Origin of the sequence: Microcoleus sp. Pol12B5 (assembly GCF_036701335.1) — a bacterium.
In the GTDB taxonomy this organism is placed as follows: domain Bacteria; phylum Cyanobacteriota; class Cyanobacteriia; order Cyanobacteriales; family Microcoleaceae; genus Microcoleus.
This window is the reverse complement of record NZ_JAUBQQ010000083.1, coordinates 1-18191: the sequence shown is the minus strand read 5'-3', so window position 1 is coordinate 18191 and position 18191 is coordinate 1. Positions and strand designations below refer to the sequence as shown.

Annotated in this window: 17 protein-coding genes; 4 read left to right on the top strand and 13 right to left on the bottom strand. The window is 45.6% G+C overall.

The window, feature by feature from the left end:
• The 13 genes from QUA24_RS24100 to QUA24_RS24040 all read right to left on the bottom strand — a co-directional run.
• On the bottom strand, positions 1-401 hold a 401-nt coding region (locus tag QUA24_RS24100), incomplete at its 3' end, for a hypothetical protein (protein ID WP_333232670.1).
• 45 nt (positions 402-446) lie between these two features.
• Complete coding sequence (locus QUA24_RS24095; RefSeq protein ID WP_333232669.1) at positions 447-800, bottom strand: hypothetical protein; 354 nt, start codon at positions 798-800, stop codon at positions 447-449.
• Complete coding sequence (locus QUA24_RS24090) at positions 797-1279, bottom strand: hypothetical protein (RefSeq protein ID WP_333232667.1); 483 nt, start codon at positions 1277-1279, stop codon at positions 797-799. Before QUA24_RS24090 ends, QUA24_RS24095 begins: the two co-directional genes overlap by 4 nt.
• Positions 1279-1755: a hypothetical protein gene (locus QUA24_RS24085; protein WP_333232665.1), complete on the bottom strand. Its 477-nt coding sequence runs from the start codon at positions 1753-1755 to the stop codon at positions 1279-1281. Before QUA24_RS24085 ends, QUA24_RS24090 begins: the two co-directional genes overlap by 1 nt.
• A complete protein-coding gene (locus QUA24_RS24080) occupies positions 1752-2486 on the bottom strand; it encodes a hypothetical protein (protein WP_333232664.1) in 735 nt (244 codons plus the stop codon). The genes QUA24_RS24085 and QUA24_RS24080 overlap by 4 nt, the downstream gene beginning before the upstream one ends.
• Before the next feature lie 5 nt (positions 2487-2491).
• Entirely contained in the window at positions 2492-3283 is a 792-nt protein-coding gene (locus QUA24_RS24075; RefSeq protein WP_333232662.1) for a phage tail fiber protein, read from the bottom strand.
• 1 nt (position 3284) lies between these two features.
• Positions 3285-4451 (bottom strand): hypothetical protein, encoded by a 1167-nt coding sequence (locus QUA24_RS24070; protein ID WP_333232660.1) that lies wholly within the window; start codon positions 4449-4451, stop codon positions 3285-3287.
• Complete coding sequence (locus QUA24_RS24065; RefSeq protein WP_333232658.1) at positions 4432-4863, bottom strand: hypothetical protein; 432 nt, start codon at positions 4861-4863, stop codon at positions 4432-4434. Before QUA24_RS24065 ends, QUA24_RS24070 begins: the two co-directional genes overlap by 20 nt.
• A complete protein-coding gene (locus tag QUA24_RS24060; protein WP_333232656.1) occupies positions 4863-5213 on the bottom strand; it encodes a DUF4054 domain-containing protein in 351 nt (116 codons plus the stop codon). Before QUA24_RS24060 ends, QUA24_RS24065 begins: the two co-directional genes overlap by 1 nt.
• Positions 5210-5566: a hypothetical protein gene (locus QUA24_RS24055; protein ID WP_333232655.1), complete on the bottom strand. Its 357-nt coding sequence runs from the start codon at positions 5564-5566 to the stop codon at positions 5210-5212. Before QUA24_RS24055 ends, QUA24_RS24060 begins: the two co-directional genes overlap by 4 nt.
• Complete coding sequence (locus QUA24_RS24050) at positions 5566-6480, bottom strand: major capsid family protein (RefSeq protein ID WP_333232653.1); 915 nt, start codon at positions 6478-6480, stop codon at positions 5566-5568. Before QUA24_RS24050 ends, QUA24_RS24055 begins: the two co-directional genes overlap by 1 nt.
• A 29-nt stretch (positions 6481-6509) precedes the next feature.
• Complete coding sequence (locus tag QUA24_RS24045) at positions 6510-7313, bottom strand: hypothetical protein (RefSeq protein WP_333232651.1); 804 nt, start codon at positions 7311-7313, stop codon at positions 6510-6512.
• Positions 7314-8735, bottom strand: coding sequence for a DUF2213 domain-containing protein (locus QUA24_RS24040; protein WP_333232649.1), 1422 nt, complete (start codon positions 8733-8735; stop codon positions 7314-7316). It lies immediately after the preceding gene.
• A gap of 324 nt (positions 8736-9059) precedes the next feature.
• Between QUA24_RS24040 and QUA24_RS24035 the strand changes: the two genes are divergently transcribed.
• From QUA24_RS24035 to QUA24_RS24020, 4 genes are all read left to right on the top strand, one after another.
• The gene (locus tag QUA24_RS24035; RefSeq protein WP_333232648.1) at positions 9060-9416 is read left to right on the top strand and encodes a hypothetical protein; all 357 of its coding nucleotides are present in this window, start codon (positions 9060-9062) and stop codon (positions 9414-9416) included.
• Positions 9409-9942, top strand: a complete 534-nt coding sequence (locus QUA24_RS24030; RefSeq protein WP_333232646.1) for a hypothetical protein — start codon at positions 9409-9411, stop codon at positions 9940-9942. Before QUA24_RS24035 ends, QUA24_RS24030 begins: the two co-directional genes overlap by 8 nt.
• A 136-nt stretch (positions 9943-10078) precedes the next feature.
• Complete coding sequence (locus QUA24_RS24025) at positions 10079-16786, top strand: hypothetical protein (protein WP_333232645.1); 6708 nt, start codon at positions 10079-10081, stop codon at positions 16784-16786.
• 105 nt (positions 16787-16891) lie between these two features.
• The coding region (locus QUA24_RS24020; protein ID WP_333232643.1) for a hypothetical protein at positions 16892-18191 on the top strand (1300 nt) is incomplete at its 3' end.

Sequence of the window (18191 nt, the reverse complement as noted above, 5' to 3'; positions counted from 1 at the left end):
CCCGTAGGGGAAGCGAGTACGCCAAAACCTTCCTGTCCTTCGATCGCCGGAGGTAATATTTGTTGAGTAATCAGCCTAGGGGCCCAGTGAATGAAGGTAGGTGTTTCCGCTGTGATTTCCTGCGGGGCTAATCCTTCCCTCATACCTACAGTTAGCGGAGTAAACAGCGGGAACGAAAAACGAATAGACGGACGATTTTCGTTAATAAATTGATCCGCTAAAACCATTTCACCTAGAGCAGAAGAAGTCATAACTTCCGTTAAACTGACGCCTTTGTTTAGCACCGGATCGTTTGGCGTAGCAACGCAAACGGGAGAACCTAACACACCCGCATTGTTGTAGAAGCGGATAGTGATGTCGGTTATTGAACCTTTGCGACCTTGAAAAGGTGAGTTTGACATAATTTTAAGTTAGAAAGTAAAGTGAAAATCAACAAGTTAGCAAATTTAACTAGCTTTTGTTTTTGGGGCTGGTGTTGTCAAAGCAGTTAAAACTATTTCATTCTCGTCAGTTGGTAGAACGAATTGTTTTAGATCGATTAAAACGTTGTTTAACAATGTGGCTTCACCTAATTCCCCGTCAACACATTGAATTGCGCTGACCGCAATTCGCTGCACTCCGTTTTCAACGTCAAGTAATTTGCACTCAATTGCGCTAACTGGAATTTGTTTGCCGTCAGAAGTAGGCAAAATAATTGGAATAATGAAACCTTTATCTGTTTCTGCTATCTGACCGGGTACAAGATCGAGGCTGACTTTAGTTGTAGGATTTAGTTTTGCCATCTCAAATTCGATTTTCACGGGCTAAAAGCTCCTGTTACTGCGGTTAACTCTGCGAATTCGCAGTGAAATTTGACGTTAAACTGAAACACAAAAGACAGTATCCAGTCTGACTTATTCTGCTCGTTTAGTAATACATTGCCCGTACCTTCAATTGATTCAATATCTGGAGCCAGACAATTCTGATGTGCCTGAAGATTCAACAAGATATAGGTTAACTTGTCTTCGGCTTGACTGCGAGGGATAGTTGTATAGGAATGAGAACTATCAAATCGGTATTCTACTTGTATTGGGATTTCGGTTTGCAGCAGGTAGCTGCTTGTTTCCCCAGTCCCTAATACTTCGACAATTGAGTACCCAGAGGTGTTTCCATCAAGACCAGCAGAGGGTGGCGCTCGAAGGTCTTTCACTGATTCAGGAGAGTTTAGACCCCATCGATCTACCCGGAGTTGTTGGCTTAACCATTGTTTTAGTACCGATCGAAGTTCACTTGGCAGCATTAAGTTAATCCTGGTAAAGTTCCGGCGACGTTAGTCTTGAATAAATCACCTTTAATGGTTAAGTCCCCTTGCCAAGTTTTATTGACACTCAACCCTGTTAATTGAATTTCTAAAAACATTTTTTTAGCAGGCTGATACCAAGTTGGATCGCCTTGACTTATGCCTAGAATTTGCCCTAAGTTTTGATCGAGAATCAAAGTTTCGGTATCTGCGGGGGCTAATACCAGTGACAGGTCGGCTGTCGTCAAAGTTGTATTGAGAGTGACTGTGAAGTTTTTGGGCCCGATCGTCTGCACGGATTCAGCCGGATTTAGCGAGTCGATCAACAGTAACCGAACGATAGGTAAGGTCTGTGCCGAAAAACTTGTCATTGGAATTCGCGCCGAAAACTTCAGGGTGTCGCCCTGAATCATTACCAAGTTTCGGAGTTCGCTTGGCTTGTCGTTTACCGAAAATTTAACTGAATCTAGACTCATTTTCCGCCTCCTATGCCACGATAAATGTCGTCAGACACAGAAAACCGCGAGCGATTGACCGTGTAGTGTTCGCCGTTGATTGTGCCGTCGTCAAGTTGAATATCGGCATAAACGATCGCGGGCGTCATCAAGGCGGCAGTGTCTTGAGGTAGCAGCCGAATTTGGTATGTCGCCGCCCGTGTTTTGCCGTTGTAAGTGACAATATCTTCAACTCCCAAAAATTTAATGCCGCCGTTCTGCAAGGTTTTTTTGAATAGCGCCTTGCTGTCCAAGTGTGCTGGGTCGGTTTTGCCAGTAAAGGTTACATTCACTGAGCCGTTAATTTCCGATGCCACCCGATCGCCCACAATTCTCAAATTGAACGCATAAAAATCGCCCCGTGTTAGCTGATTGCCGTCTAGTTGCTCCTCCTGTCCGTTTTTGAGTAGGAACAATTCGGCACTGGGCGGGAAAACTATTTTGCCGAGCAGCGACAGCAGCAAAAACTCATCCTGCCCAACTTTGCTGTTGGCGGAGATCGCCCGACCAAATGACAGAGTTAAATCGCAAGAGTCGGTGCTGACTTTGGCAGATGCTGAGAGTGATCGGCCGAACTTAAGATTTAGTTCGGTGCTATCTTGACCGACGCGAGATTGCGCTGCTAATGCCCGCCCAAAAGTCCACTTTGTTTCATCAGATTCAATACTGTCAAGTCCGACTCTTGAGTAAGCTCCGACCGAAATTCCAACCATGTTTGTTACCCCCTGATAATAATTCCGCCGGGTTCGACCGTCAGCAAGTCGCGGTTCCAACCGTACTTGCCGGGAGCCAAAGTCCCCCAGTACCACAACTCGTTTTCCGACCAAATTTGATATCCAGGAATTTGCCCGGTGTCGGCAGTGAATTGATCAAAGGCGATCGGCAACAAGTTTTCGGTTTTGCGACTAAGCAAAGGATCTTCCCAGCTTGTTGTGGCGCACGGATATTCTTTCTCGGCGACAAAGGTATTTGCTTCAAGTTGCCCAGTTAATGGGTGCGGTGCTGTCTTGGTTAATTTGATGGTGATTGCACCTTGTGGTGTCAGCGCCTGACCTTTAAATGTTGCGTTTAGTCGCTTATTTCTAAGGTCAATCCCGACGCATTGGATCAGACCGCCCCCATTTGCTTCATCAATTGTGAAGTTTTTATCCGGCCAGGTGTCGAAGAAAAAATAGTCCGGGGGGTCGATCGTTTCCCCGTTTCTTAAATGTCCGGCATAAAAAATGTCTGACCCCACTGTGACTTGCCAAGAGATCGGCTTGTAAGTCGCGGTAGCTGCTGGGTAAATAAGTTTAGTGCTATTACTGGTTTTACCCGCGTCGGCGGCGTACATCTTAGAGCTTTCTAAGTCGTAGGGCAAATATCCGCCGCCAGAAACTTCGGTTATTACTGCGCTGGCGTTAGGAAGTGTTGTTCCCAGCCGAAGTTTTGGAACTTCGGCTGCCGAAAATGCAATGCCTCGGAGGACGTTTAGTTGATGCTGGACTAAGACGGGCGACTTGGTTTCCATATTATTTAATTAATTTTCGTATTTCAACTGCTAATTCTTCTACATATCTGTTCTCGAATTTGTCGGATTCACTTATGATTCCAGGTATAGGTTTTTCTGCAAGTCTTGACTTGAATTGTTTTAATTCGTTAGCTACTTTACTCTTTTGACTAGGCGTTAAATTATCCCAGATTTGCTTTGCTCCTTGCGCTCTAACATTTGAAGATTCCGCTCCCAACTTTCTTCCAGGGTCGTTAGCAACCATTGGTCTTTCAAGTTGCTCGTCCCAGTTTTTGTCGCCCACTCCATGTATTGTCGTAGCATTGTCTAAAAAACCCGCTTGATCGCCAACGTTTAAGCTAGTAAACGTTTTAGGATCTTTCACAAAATCTATTACTGCCCTCGCTCTTTCAACCGGGCCACCTATTCCGTATTGTCTTGCTACTTCTTGGGGTGGAAATTTGATATTAAATGTTTCTTGATCTATAATTAATTCCCCAGGTCTTGACTGCGTTTCTGTTAACTTTGTTTCTATATTCTTAGTTGGTACCTTCCCGTTGGCTGGGGCAAGACTGGATTGCTTACTTGCTTTTTGCTGAAGTACGCGATTTGCTGCTTTTTCTCTGTATTCACTTCTTGTTTTTGCAATATTAGTCGCAGTAGCAGTGAGGGCTTTAAATTTAGTTCCGTCTCCAGCACCTAATGCTTTTTGCGCCAATTTTAATAATTTATTTAGTCGTTCCTTTCCAATCTCCTTACCTTGGTTTGTCCCCGCTTTTTTGCCGGAACTTAAAATTCGGCAAGTTTTTTGAAGCCCAATACAACTAAACCCGCAACCGTAACCTTCGTTTCCGCACTTAGGTTTTTTTGTTCGCTTTCCCGTTAGCTTGCCATCAAGCCGATCCTCTTTAAATAGCGACAAATACCCTTCGCTATAGGCGTCAAATCTCACGGGCAATTCATCGATACTAAAAGAGTCAAGCTTTGCCGCTGGTTTATAGCTGATTCCGTCAATATCAATAACAAACTCATAAACCCGTTTATTCCAAGAATCCTTGAATTTGCCATTAATAACGTCTTTTTTAACTGAATAAGTCAAAACCTGAACGTTACTGCCGTAGGTTTCATCGCTCTCTAGGATTGACTCTAATTCTGTCAAAAACTCTTGCTTAATTAAACTTTCGCTCATCTGGCTTCCTCCTTACCGTAAGAATGTAGACAAGCGGATTGTTCTCATCGATCGTCACGAATTCCACCTCAGTTCCACCAAACACGCGCCCGTCGCGCATCTCAGCATTGACCCAATAGCTTGTTCCAGTTGCCTGAAGCCAGTCGCTAAAATCAACGTTGCGCGGGATACCAAAAATAGTGAACTCGTTCTCTCGTGCTTCCGTCCCGTCATTCGACATTGAGGGGGCAAAAGTTGCGGGCGATGCTTTCTTCCAAATTAGATTGCTGACCGATCGCACTTCTTGCCGAGAAACGCCGTCGGCTGTAAACCGCCGCACCAACAGCAAGCTGACAACGTTGGTCAAGCCAAAACTGTCGGCTGTACCCGCAAAACTGCAATCTCTAGCTTTTTGAGCAATCTTGGCAAACATTAGGCAACAAATCCACTGAGAGGTAACGTTTTTTGGATTCTGAGAACTTCTTGTCCGTAGCTGGTGCTGTTTAGATTCTCAGCGCTACTGCTTCCCGCTTTGGGCAAAGATGGAGAACCACCTTTTGCCGCCTCTACCGCCGCCCCGGCAATGACCCCTGTTTGAAAATACTGCATTGCTATCCTGTGAGCTGCCAAATGTGCGATCGCCTCTTGGTGCAAATTGCCGTAAATAGTTGCAGGGCATTCTTTACTCGCTTGGAGTAAAGCCCGTTCAACTTGGTGACTATCGCAATCAGCAAGCTCAGGAAATAGCAAACAGAAATTTTCAACAGAGACTGTTCCGATCATTTTTTGGGAGGGGTAGGAGTTTTTTCTACTTCTGGCGGGCGAACTACGAAAGTTGAAGTATCCACGGCGATCGGAATAACTTCTTGCTCAAGTTTTGTTTCTACCGGAGTAGATGTTCGCGAAGCCCGCTTGTTTTCGGGCGGCGTAATTACAGTTGGCTGATCGAAAAAGACTCGAAGAATGCCTTGTTCGATCCGTTTTTTAATTAGCGGATGGTTGGCGTGTTCCTTCCATGTCTCAATATCAACCTCGTTTTTTCCTGTAACTAACTGCATTCCGCCAATAAACAAATCGCCTGTTTGCTTGACTGAATTTAGTTGTGGCAAATATTCAACAATTCCTAATATTGCCATTAGCTTGCCAATACTCCTTCAATAACTACTCCCGACAGTCTAGAAAAGAAAGTGCCGCCGTTACGTTCGTGGATTAGCACTTCTTTTGATGTGTCGCTGTTATGGTGTAACAGTTGTTCGATCGGTTGGGGAATATAACGCTTGACGTGCGACGGATCTTTTTTGTAGAAAACAATCGCAGGAGTTCCACCAAATCCAGCTTCGTCAGCTTCACTCACGTCGTCAACGTAAGTAATTTGTGGATTAGATTTTCTCCACAAATCCATGATTGTCGTGTCGCTGTTTGCATTGCGAAACGTGGTATTCATCACAGTCCGAACTCGCGATGGGAACAGCGCTGTATCAGCTTTAAAAGTGCGGCGTGTAATCACGTCGTAAACCAAGTTTGACCAAGAGTTTAGATATCGCAGCATTACGTTTGGATCTAACGCTGGATCGTCAAACTGAATCGGGCTCAATACTTTTGGTAGCAGCGGGAAAGTAAACAAGCCGTACAATCCGGCAGCCGGATCGCCCAAGTAGGCAATGCGATTGCTTTCGCGCATGACCATCTCTTTTGCGCCAAAAGCTTTTTCTGCTGAAATATCTACGCCAGCAAAAGCAGCCGCTCGAACTTCCTGGAATGTGACCCGATACGCAGCCTCAATAGACTTAACGTTTGATGCGTTCATTGCTTCACCGACAATTCCCACCAATGGGGGGTCATCGCCCGGTGCGGAGGTAATCTTGGCTCGACCACGGTAATCAAGCATTACCTGAGTGATCATTTCAGCGCCGGGGCCACCTTCGTTGACCGTTGGAATGTGTTGCTCGGCCTTAAGTTCTGGGTACTCGGCTCGCTCAACTTTCGGGATGATATATTCGAGAGCCCGCTGTAAAAGCAAAGGCCCGTCAAGTCGGATATCTGTTACCATTTCTAATTTTCTAAATTAAGAGTAAGTGATTAAACAGTTGTGCCAGAGGAGATCGTGGCGTATCCAAGCAAGAGTTGAGCTAGGTCAGTCCCTCCGGTAAGGAATCGAGCATTTGTCAATTGCAAGTCAGCGCCAGTCGCGGTTGCACCTCGGAAAGATCCAATCTGACCCGCGCCAGAATAGCGGTAAAACACCGGAGAGTCTGGCGTTACTGGCGGGCCTTCGATCGCTACCCAAAGCGTCCCCGACTCCCGAACCAACATAGTGTCGCCTCGGCGGTAAACGTGATTCGAGTTACCGTAAGGAGCCGCATTTGTACGAAATCCGTCGTCAACTGTCACCCCTACAAATCTGTGGCTGCTGTCAGGAGCGCCCAATCTTACTTCCCTGTCGCTGTCGGTTGCAATACGCACGACGGCAAGACCTAAGCCAATCTCTCCCGAAGCCGCTACCGGGGTTGTGACAGCCTGGGTTAAAGCAGAACTACCGGGTGTTACCGTTAGAGGTTGTCCCAAAACACCTGTGACAGTGAAAGTATTGCCAGCAGCAGGTGCAGCATCAACGCCAGCGAAAGACTGATTAACCGCCGCAACTAATGCGTCCCGAAGTGTTGCGCTGCTTCCCCCGGTTGCCGGAGTAGTTGTAGTTACTACAACTCCATTAATTGTCAAAGAATATTCGGTATTAGCCGTAAAAGTTGCAACAGTGACAGTTACAACCCCTGCTACGTCAAGAGCAGTATTGAAATAGCTTCGATCGTACTTTGGGCTTAAATCTGCGGGCATTCCAGGATATCCGACTGGAAATTGTGGAGCAAAAGATGTTTGAGTCATTTAATTAGTCACCTTCCAAGCTTCTTGTTTCTTGAGGTTCTGTTCTTGTCGAATTTTCCCAATCGAATCCAATGAGTAATTACCTGAATCCGTCTTGGCTTGGTCGATCAGTTGGGCCATAAACCCTCGCTCCGCAGTCGGTTTGGCAAGCCCTTCGGCGACCATCACGGAAAATGCTGTACGAATCACGTCGTCTGGATTGCTGGCTGATTGCACCAAAGAATCAAGATTGAGTGTAGGTCGAGAATTCTGTAAAGCAAGCCTCATTATTCCAACAGAATCCAATGTGTAATCCGGTTCTGCTTGAGCGACTTTTGGCAAAAAAGGAAAAGCTTCATTCCAAGTTTTCACCCAAGATTCTCGTTGCGTAGTTATAGCTTTTTCCTGACTGTCACGAGTTAATTGCAAGTCAGAATCCAGTCGTTGAATTTTAGATTTCGCCTCGTCAAATTGCCTGCGAATTGCCGTGTTTTCACGTTCCGAGCTATCAAGGCGGCCTTCTAATTCAGCAATCCGAATCTCTTTTTCTTTGACTCGGCGGTTAGTTGCGTTGTCACTGTCCGATCGGCTCAAATCACTTTCAACCGACAAACTATCCTCATACGCTGTAGCCCGACCTTGCCAATAAACAGCAGAGTCCTTGGTTTCGCTCAATTCTTCCTCTTTCTCTGCCATACCCGATTGCATTTCTGTCACTAGGTCGATCAACTCGTCCTTAGACATTTTCTGCAAATCGTCAGATTCATACATTTTCATATCGTTTTCACCTCCTACTTTTATGTGCAGATTGTCAAGTCGAACATCTGAATCAGTCCACCTTGGCTCCGAAATCTGCCAGCATTTTTCTAAAATTTCTGAGTCTTTATGAAGTTCAGGGCTTGCCAGTCCGGGGTAAAGCCGAAGGTCGGCACCGCCCCGCGCCTTAACAGTCAGAGCAATGTGATTGCCCTTGATGTTTCGCTGAATGGCGTCATATCTCTGCCCTTCCCACGTCCCCGGTGTCCAATCAAGCTTGGTCATATAGCCGACAGACAATTCGATTCGCCCGCCATCAAGCGCATTCTTTACAGCGTGTTGGTCAATCAACTTCACCTTTGTGCTGACAAATCCACCGTCGTAACTGACCGATCCATTCCACCCAACCGCAAACTGTCGGGCGTTAGACGAATCCAGCATTGCCGGGGGATGTTCGATCGAGATCGGCAAGTCGCACAACGTTTTTAGAGAGTCGCGGTTTGCCACCTCTTCCGGCGGGCGAAATTCTCGGCGAACAGTGCCGTCCGGGTTAGGGTATTCTTGAATCCCAATTCGGGCAATTTTTGCATTGGCAACCAAATACCCTTCGGGTGTCAGTTGCCATTCGCCCAACTTGCCGGAATCGGCTCGATATTCCCAGTCGGTTTTTTCGAGAGTTGTGGACACAAGAATTAAAGATTAAAAGTCGCTTACCAGTTGATATGCGAACAGGAGAACTCTATTGCCCATAATATCTGCCTGTTTTCGCAAAGTTTAAGTTTAAACGCGCTTGCTACACGGATTGATGCAAAATTACACAGATTGTGTAGAATATACACAGATTGTGTAGATATCAAGTTATGCAAACTTTTGCGGTTTTTTTGGAATTTAATTGCAAAACTGAAGAAGAAGCGCGAAGTTTTTTGATAGAACTGTTCCGACGGTCAAAAAACTTAAGCCGACCACAGTTAGAAAAATTGGCAAACTTGCCAGATAGAAGTTTAGATAGAATTGAGCAAGGGACTAGATGCGTTGATTCTTTGGAGTTGCAGCGAATTGCCTTGGCGGTTGATCGACCTCTTGACGACTTATTTCCCAAACAAATTAAAAAGAATGGACAAAATATTGTTGGAGACGGACTTATTCGATCGGCTCGAAAAAGCTAGTAAGTTTTTAAGCTCACTGCTGACTACTAAGCCAGTAGCCGATCGCCAATCAAGCAAGGATATTTCTCGGTTGCGGTTTGCGACCAAGGATATCAGCGTCAGACGCAAGCCGTCGGAAATAGCCAAGATTAAGAACGCGCAGCCTGTGATAGATAAATTAGAACAAGACTTAACAAAGGAATTGGTGAGCTATTTTGAGTAATACTACAGTGACGATCGGCGGCAAAGAATATGTTTATCAGGGTGTAACAGATTTAGAAGTTGCACCTTTAGCAGAAGTATTTGGTACGGAACGACCAGAGGAAGGGACGAAAGAATATAGAGACTGGGAAAAACAATTTATGCGAAAATTCGCCGACTATTCTAGTCAGCGGGCTATAGCTTTTTTCTTGCTTTGTGCGTTTCCAGACCTTCCAGAATCTATAGTTAAATACACGGTGCGCCGAATGCCGGACGGAACTGAAGAATGTAAGCCAGGGCGAGACTTGCGGGTCAAACTAGAAGCAAAAGACTTTGAACAAATTGTTTTAATTATTTCGTCTGAGCTTAAAAAAATAGAAGAAAAATTAAAGCAAAATGACAATCTTCTCAAACACAGGACTTACCCAGATGTGATACGCACGTCTCATATTGTCCAAGACACATCAAATTCTAATCAGCCACTAAGTTCAGAGGAAATAACTTCAGTTGTACAGGAAGTGCTAAGACAGCGCCAATTTACAAACTAAGCAATAAGGTTGAAAAATAGCGAGCAGGGGAACTCAATCAGTTCGCTTATTTTTTAATTTTATGGCTAGCGGAATTAATGTAATTTTTTCTATTACGGACTTGGCCAGCTCTGCGCTTGCTAACGTTCGATCGGAAATGTCAAGAGTTGCTGGCGGTATCACTCAAGCGAGTACCGCTCTTTTCTTTTGGAGTGAAGCTTTTAATCAAATAAAAGCCGCTTCCAGTCAATTTTATAATATGTTCATTGGTCAAAACGAGAAGATGCGCCAGCAAATACTGGCGACTCAATCTAGCCTTGCTGCTGTTCAAGATGTTTATATAAATGGTGTAAAGTCGATTGACCCGACTGAAACCATTAAAGCGTTTGAAGAACCTATAAAAAAATCGTTAAATCAAATAGCGATTGAATCCCTCGATCTTGTGGGTGTTACGTCAGGGCAGTTGACTGACTTGTTACAGATTGCATTGACCAATGCTACAAAAATCACCAATCAGTCAAAAGATTTTGCCGACCCGATCAAAGCCGCAGAACGCTTAACTCTTTCGTTCGCGGGTGCTTTTGGTGCAATGCAAATTCCGTTGTTCCAAGCTCGACAAGAAATTAACAGTATTTTGTCCGGCACAATCGACATGAATAGTCGGCTTGCAAAAGGGTTGAGCATCACCAATGAACAGGTTCGCGCATGGGGCGCTCAAGGCGTGTTGGTTGACAAACTGGTAAACAAGTTGCAACCTTTTGTCGCTGGCAACGCGCTAGCTGCTCGCAGTGTTAGCGGTATTACTTCAAACATCCAAGAAATATTTGAAATTACAACTAGACTTGCTGGGGAAAATATTACAGCGCTATTTGTAGACGGGTTGGATGTCATTTATCAGTACATGAAAAACATTCAGTCGCAAATTCAAGCAACTTTGAACGGGGTTACTGCATTTATTGGTGATTCTGTAAAACAAATTATTGAAATAATTAGCCCGTTCCTGCCAGCTTTAACAGTATTACGAGACGCGATTCTTGGCATTGGTGGATCTCTTGGTGAAATAGTAGGTGGATCTATTCGGATTTTACTAAATGCACTAGAAGCGATAACACCAGTATTAACGCCTATTTTAACCTTATTAGGCTTTCTTGTTAAAACAATTGCTGACTTATTAGGAGATCCGGTAATTCAGCAAATGATTCAAATGGCATTAATAATTAGTACAGTCATTGGCCCGTTAACAACCATTGTCGGCTTAGTTGGCACTATTTACGGATTTTTTGCCTCCGGGGGAAGCATAGGTACGTTTTTCTACCTACTCTCGACAATCGCACCGGGATTAGCTGGCACACTTAGTGCAATTGGTACAGCATTGGGGTCTATTGCTGGTTTTGGGGGTTCTGCCGGAGCTGTTGCGGCGTCCGGATCGGCATTGACTACACTTGCGTCAGGATTAGCTACCGTGACTGCTGCAATTGCTCCTTTAGCTGTAGCAATTGCAGCACTTGCGTCGGCCGCGCTGTTGTGGCAAAGCTTAAGATTAAATGATTCTATGGGAGCGATCGACGAAATTAGCTCTCGTAGTGATGAAACCGCCACTGGAGCAAACGACACAACCTTAAAACTTCGCCAATTACGCGACAAAGAAATTATTCAAGGCGAATTAACAGACAAACAAAAAACAGATAAGAAAAAACTTGAGGGTCAAGGCCGAAATTATGCAGCTCAGCTAGAAGCAGAAATAGCGGCGGCTAAAGAGATTGATACTGCTGGGGATACATCTTTGGAAAATGCTAAAAAAGCTTTAATAGCAGGGAATGAAGCTTCTCTCAAGGGCTTAGGTAAATTTGTCTCTGGGTTGTCAACATCGGCTAAACCGTTAACAGAGCTTGGTGGCACTTTTACTCAATTAAGCGCAAAAGTTGCGGCATTTGAAGCTCAAATAAAAGCTGCCAACTCAGATCCTGAATTCCAAACCGCCAACAAAGGAATAATTGAGTTAATAACCAAGCAAGTTCAGTTAGGACAAATCACTACTGAGCAAGGTAAAAAGCGACTTAAACTAATCCTTGACGATTCTCGCGTAGAGCTTGCTGGGCGAGAGGCTGCTGAAAAAGCTATCGGTCAAATCCAAGAAGTTACTACAAAAAGAGATTTAGAACTAAACAAGTTAGCTCAATCCGAAATTGAGTCAATACAAAATGACGGAAGAATGGGGGAAGTCAAGGCAGAGCAAATGTTAACAGAGGAAAAACTTAAGGAGGTCAAGATCCGATCAGACGCACAAAAGATAGCTCACACTGAAAGAATGCGTCAAATTCAAGCAGAGATGAATGCTGAATTAGGCAAGATAGACAAAGAAATAGCAGACAAGCAAGTTGCTCTTGATAAGTTAAAATCAACAAAAGCTCCCGAAGTTCAAATCGTGCAGGCTCAGCGAGAATTAAACACAACTAAATCTCAACGCACTGATAAGCAATCAGAGTTTGTAGCAATCCAGATTGAAGAGAATCGCAAAAACGCAACTGAAACAGCAAAATTAGACACTGAGCAATCAAAGCTAGAGAAGCAGCAGCGCGATATTAGGAAACGGGAAGCTCTCAAAGACTTTGACGAGCGCCAAAAACTTAACGATTCAGCCCGTGACCAAGGCTTAAAAGATAATCAGCAGGCCGCAATCGAGTCCATCAAGATTGCCGAAGATCGAGCCAAGACCGAACTCTCTCAAATCAAGGACAAAACCGCCAAGTTAGAAGCTGAAGCCAAGAAACAGGGTAAAACCGTTAAAGAATATGACAAGGAAGCTTGGGAGGCGCTACAGGTTCAGCAAGCAGAAGCTTTACAGAAGTTAGCAGCGGCACGGAAGGAAGGGTTTGAAAAGCGGTTGTCTGATATCAAACAAGATGCCCAGGAAGCTACCGCCATTGTTGAAGCGGCACAGGCTAAAAATGAGATTGACAATCAGAATGCTGCGACTAGGACGGCAGAAATTGCAACAAAAAATATCAATACCCAGATCGCTCTAATTAACAAGGAAATTGCGGCAAACGCGGGCAATAAAGAACGGCTGGAAGAGTTAAATGCAAAGCGGGCGGGACTTGAAAAAGACTTGACCGAAGTTCAAAAGAAGCAGTTACAACAGCGGCTGTCAGACTTGCAGCAGGATGCCGACGAACGGGTTGCTGTAGTTAAATTCGCAAACGCTAGAGGAACTATTGACAACCAAGAAGCCGCCAAACAGACCAGCGCGATCGAATCAGCTAGTTCAAAAAACCAACTGCAAATTATCCAAGCTCGAATCGCTCAGGTTCAAGCTGCTGACAAACAGCGCGGCAAGGTCAGCACTGAACTATTGGAGGAACTACGGAAGCAAGAGGCTGACACTCAGGTCAAGATAACTGAGATTGCTAAGAAGGAAATGGAGACGCGACTGGCTGACCTGAAAGAAGACGTGGCGGAGCGGACTGCGGTAATAAAATCAGATCAGGCGACGGGCGCGATCAACAATCAAGCGGCGGCAGCACAGACAGCAGCGATCGAGCGCACTGGTGCTGCTCAACGTTTAGAAATTGTCCGTCAGCGCATTCAACAAGTAGCAGCCGAGGGCAAAAAGTCCGGCAAGGTCAATGTCGAATTGATGGAAGCCCTGAAAAAGCAGGAAGCGGAAATCCAAATTGAATCTACCGAGATTGACAAAAAAGAGATGGATGCTCGCTTGTCAGACTTACAGCAGGACGCGGACGAAAGGCTTGCTGTAGTCCAAAAAGCTAACGCACTGGGCGTGAAAGATAATCAGCAGACTGCGATCGAAACTTCCCAAATTCAACAGAAAAGTGCCAACGAGCAAATAAAAATAGTCCAAGAAAGAATTAACACAGTTGTTGGGGAAGGAAAAAAATCGGGCAAAGTTAACACAGAACTACTGGAAGAGTTGCGAAAAAAGGAAGCCGATTTACAAGTCAAAATTACTGAAATTCAAAAGCAAGAGTTACAAAAACGTCTGGCTGATTTACAGCAGAACGCTGAAGAGCGAACATCGCTAATAACGGCAGCAAATGCAACTGGGGTGCTAGACAATCAAGAGTCAGCGAAAAAAACCGCACAAATTCAACGAGAAGGTTTAACCGCCCAACTGGGATTAATTCGTCAACGAATTGAAACGGTCAGCCCTGCAAACAAAGAATTATTGGAGGAATTGAAGAAACAAGAAGCTGACACTCAAGTCAAAATTACAGAAATTCAGAAACAGGAATTACAGAAACGACTGTCAGATTTGCAGCAAGATGGGGAGGAGCGTTTGTCTGTCGTTACCGCCCTTAATGCTAAAGGCGACATTGACAATCAAGCCACTGCCGTTCGTTCAAGCGAAATCCAAAAGCAAAATCTAGATTCTCAACTCGCCCTCATCCAAGGTCAGTTAAGCGCTGTCGGCGGAACTAATAAGGAATTGCGCGAAGAATTGCTAAAACAGGAAGCTGATATTCAGGTCAAAATCACAGAAATTCAGAAACAGGAATTACAAAAACGGTTGAGCGATTTACGGCAAGACTCGCAAGAGCGCGTCAACGTCGTTGAGGCTGCCGCAGCAACAGGGGCAAAGAACAACCAGCGGGCAGCAACAGAGATAGAAGACATTCAACGCCAAAGTGTAAACAACCAGCTTGATTTGGTTCGGGAACGAATAGCCGCGACCAGTCCCTTAAACAAAGAACTGAATGAGGAGTTGAAAGCGCAAGAAGCTAACCTACAGAAAGAACTCACCGAAATCCAAGAGCAAGGCTTTCAGAAACGATTGTCAGATTTACAACAAGATGAAGAGGAGCGGTTGGCAGTCATTACCGCCAATGGTATTCGAGGTTTGGCGGACAATCAAGAAACCGCCCTAAAATCAGCCGCTATCCAAGAAGAGTCGGCACAGCAACAGTTGACATTGATTCGAGAACGATTAGGCCAAGCCAGCGGCGAACTCCGAGAAAAACTACTGAAGCAAGAAGCCGACACCCAATCCAAAATTGCCGAAATTCGGAAGCAAGCTTTTGACAAGCGACTGGCAGATGTTGAGCAGGACGGGCAGGAACAGCAGACAATTCTGGAGGGACAGTTGGCACAAGGGCTAACAACAGAGGCGAAATATGCTGAGAGCCGTTACAATCAATCATTGCAATCTCTAGATGCTCAGTTGGTACTAATCCGGGAACGCCGATCACAAATGTCGGCAACTGACATTGAGGGACAAGAGGCACTAGCAGCCCAAGAAGCATCTTTGCAGAAGCGCCGACAGGATGCGCTGTCCCAATTTTTAGAGGCTCAATTAAGTTTGCTTGATCGGGAGAACAAGAAAGCGACTGACCTGCTAGAACAGTCGGAACTTGACCGTAAACTGATAACTAAACAGGCTGCACTATCTGGCGTTGCCGACAAAGACGCTGCCGCTACTGCTGAAATTCAGGCAACCCAGCGCCGAATCCAGCAAGAGATTGCACTGGAGGAACAGAAAAACGCAACACTGCGATCGCTCCCAGCGTTTTCTGACCCAGCCAAAGAAGCCGAGCGCCAGTCCCGCATTCGGGCGTCGGTCAAAAAAACCACTGAGCTCAGACTGCAATTACTGGATGAGGAGAAAAAGGCTTTTGATTTGCTGGTTGAGCGCCAAATAAAGAGCATTCAGAACCAATCTAGGGCCCAAGAGTTAGCTTCTGACGTACAAGTGCGGGCAATTGAACAGCAGGGAAAACAGTACGATCTGCTCGGTCGATCGCTGGAAAACCAAAACAAGCTTTTACAATCGCGCGCGAGTTTAGCAAACGCGCTCAATGGATATATTCAGGGTGAATATAAAATTTTGCAAGATAGCGCCAGTTCTGAGGGCGAACGGAAGCGACTAATTAAGGAAGCAGCGGATGCTCAGCTTGTCGCACTCCAACAGCAGCAGATTGTTGCCCAGAAGAATTTAGAAATCGAAATCAAGCAGGCAGAGATTGCTCAGAAGCGAGCGGAATCCGAAGCAGAAATTGCAGAGATACGGGCCCGATCGGGGTTAGCTAAAGCCGATGCTGAAGTTCTCAAAGCTGAAGCTACCTTACAAAAAGTGCAGCGCGACCCCAACGCCAGTAATGCGGATGTCGAAGCCGCCAGACTAGATGTTGTCGCCGCCCGTGCCGGGGCTGAAGCCGCTGTTGCCGAAGTTGCTTTTGCGATCGCAAATAAAGAAATGGTTGGACAAAATCGAGGGGTTCTAGAGGAGCAAAATGCACTAAAACGGGAAACACAGTCGATCGAGCAAGCGACTCAGGGAAGGGCGGCACAGGCTCAGGCGATCGAGGCAATTGTCGATCCAAACGAGAAAAAATTGAGACAGCGCCAATTGGCGGGAAGACTGACGCCTGAAGAAACTGAGCGACTGGCACGGATTCAAAGACAGAATCAAGAGCGCGAAGCCATCCGCCGACAGAATGAAGCGGAACGGGATGCGCTGCGAGGCATTTCTCCTAATGGGGTGCGACGGGGGATTCAAAGTGCTGGTGTGCGATCAGGTTCGCTGTTGGGGGCGATCGAGCAAACGGCGGCGACCGCGCCCAAAGTGCCTGAGTTGAAAAATCTGATTGCTCAGATGAACGTTCAACGGCAGCAGATTTCAGTTAAACCGGAGATTAACCCACTGACTAAGTTACAGGAGGAAAGCACGGGATATCAACGGGAAATGCTTGGAGTTCTCAAGCAAATTAACCAACGACCAACACCCGCGCCCGTGACTCCCGTTGCCAATAATTTTAATATCAAGGCAGAGGCGGGGATTTCCGAAGCGCAGGTTTTGGGCGTGTTCGGTCAAGTTAGTCAGCAGGTGACGCAGATGCTGAAGCGGTAAACTAAACTAAGTAGAAAAAAATCTCAATCAATACAAAAAGGAGGCAACTTGTTGGTAAATACTTTGAATACCAAAGTCCAAATACAACAACAATTTATTTTCCAATTGACACAGTTAATTAAAAGCGAAGAAGCCTATGGTTCCAGGGTTGAATTACTTATTTACAACATCAAAGGCGAGGGAGAAATAGAGGGAAAGTTTAGAGATATTTGGAACAATCGAATATTTAGCTCTCTGATTACAGGTAATCAATTAGGATACAAGCCAGCCGTCAACCTTGACAGCTACCAAAATCTTGATTCAGTAGCGGCAGCACGACGCTTTGATACGTTTACGATTGGGTATTTAAACGGCTACCGGATAGACGCGAAGAAACCTAGTATAAAACAGACAGGAAAAGATAGGTGTACCCATATTAGTTATAGTTGTGGCGCTGCGTGCATACCACTACTCAATAATTGCTGGATTGACGGCACTGGCAAAAGAGTTAAATCGGCTGGTAACGCAGCAAAAAACATTGTTCAAGAAAGAATTGACAAGATAAAAAAGCTAGCTGAACAACTAAAGCTAGACCCAGAAAACAAAGCTTGGGCAAAATACGGAACATCAAAAAGCCTTGAGACTAAAGCGCGTGACTTAGAAAAACTTGGCAACAAGGAACCTGTGCGTCTTAAGGGTATCGCCGAAGTAGACCCTAGTAGTATCGGGGTAGACCCAAAGAGGTTTCAGTACAAAATTATTGGCGAGTTAACCAAAACGGGTAGCGTCGGGTCTTTGGGTGGCGTCAAGAAATGGGACGAGAATCTTGCCGGAATCATCCAAGTCTGGGAAGATCCGGCAGACAAACAGGTTTATGTCGTCAACGGACACAACAGACTAGATTTAGCAAAGAAGCTCGGAGCCGAACAGGTCACAATCCGATACCTGCAAGCAAATTCAGCGAAGGAAGCGCGGGGGATTGGAGCATTGACCAATATCGCCGAAGGTCGGGGAACTGCGCTAGATGCGGCCAAATTCTTCAGAGATTCAGGACTGAACAAAGACGATCTAGATGCTAAGGGTATCCCAATGAAAGAGTCGATCGCTAACAACGGATTAGCATTGGCAAACCTCTCAGACTCACTATTTAACCGGGTCAGCTTGGGGTCATTATCAGAGTCCCGTGCGATCGCGATCTCGAAAATAGTCGCCAAATTACCACCATCAGACAAAGCGCACAACGACCAAGAAGAGCTACTAAAGTTAATTGAAGATCGGGAGAAGAAGGGTAAAAACATCACGAACGAGGTTGTCGAAGAATTGGCGCTGCTACTGCAAAACGCCCCGACACAGCAAGAGGAGCAAGGCGGGTTGTTTGGGCTGCTAGGGTTTGCACCTGAATCTAAGTCACTGGCGATCGAGCGCG

What these genes read in the sequence shown, in the direction of transcription:
- QUA24_RS24090 (WP_333232667.1), bottom strand. Translation starts at nt 1,279, where the DNA reads ATGCTGCCAAGTGAACTTCGATCGGTACTAAAACAATGGTTAAGCCAA.
- QUA24_RS24085 (WP_333232665.1), bottom strand. Translation starts at nt 1,755, where the DNA reads ATGAGTCTAGATTCAGTTAAATTTTCGGTAAACGACAAGCCAAGCGAA.
- QUA24_RS24080 (WP_333232664.1), bottom strand. Translation starts at nt 2,486, where the DNA reads ATGGTTGGAATTTCGGTCGGAGCTTACTCAAGAGTCGGACTTGACAGT.
- QUA24_RS24075 (WP_333232662.1), bottom strand. Translation starts at nt 3,283, where the DNA reads ATGGAAACCAAGTCGCCCGTCTTAGTCCAGCATCAACTAAACGTCCTC.
- QUA24_RS24070 (WP_333232660.1), bottom strand. Translation starts at nt 4,451, where the DNA reads ATGAGCGAAAGTTTAATTAAGCAAGAGTTTTTGACAGAATTAGAGTCA.
- QUA24_RS24065 (WP_333232658.1), bottom strand. Translation starts at nt 4,863, where the DNA reads ATGTTTGCCAAGATTGCTCAAAAAGCTAGAGATTGCAGTTTTGCGGGT.
- QUA24_RS24060 (WP_333232656.1), bottom strand. Translation starts at nt 5,213, where the DNA reads ATGATCGGAACAGTCTCTGTTGAAAATTTCTGTTTGCTATTTCCTGAG.
- QUA24_RS24055 (WP_333232655.1), bottom strand. Translation starts at nt 5,566, where the DNA reads ATGGCAATATTAGGAATTGTTGAATATTTGCCACAACTAAATTCAGTC.
- QUA24_RS24050 (WP_333232653.1), bottom strand. Translation starts at nt 6,480, where the DNA reads ATGGTAACAGATATCCGACTTGACGGGCCTTTGCTTTTACAGCGGGCT.
- QUA24_RS24045 (WP_333232651.1), bottom strand. Translation starts at nt 7,313, where the DNA reads ATGACTCAAACATCTTTTGCTCCACAATTTCCAGTCGGATATCCTGGA.
- QUA24_RS24025 (WP_333232645.1), top strand. Translation starts at nt 10,079, where the DNA reads ATGTCAAGAGTTGCTGGCGGTATCACTCAAGCGAGTACCGCTCTTTTC.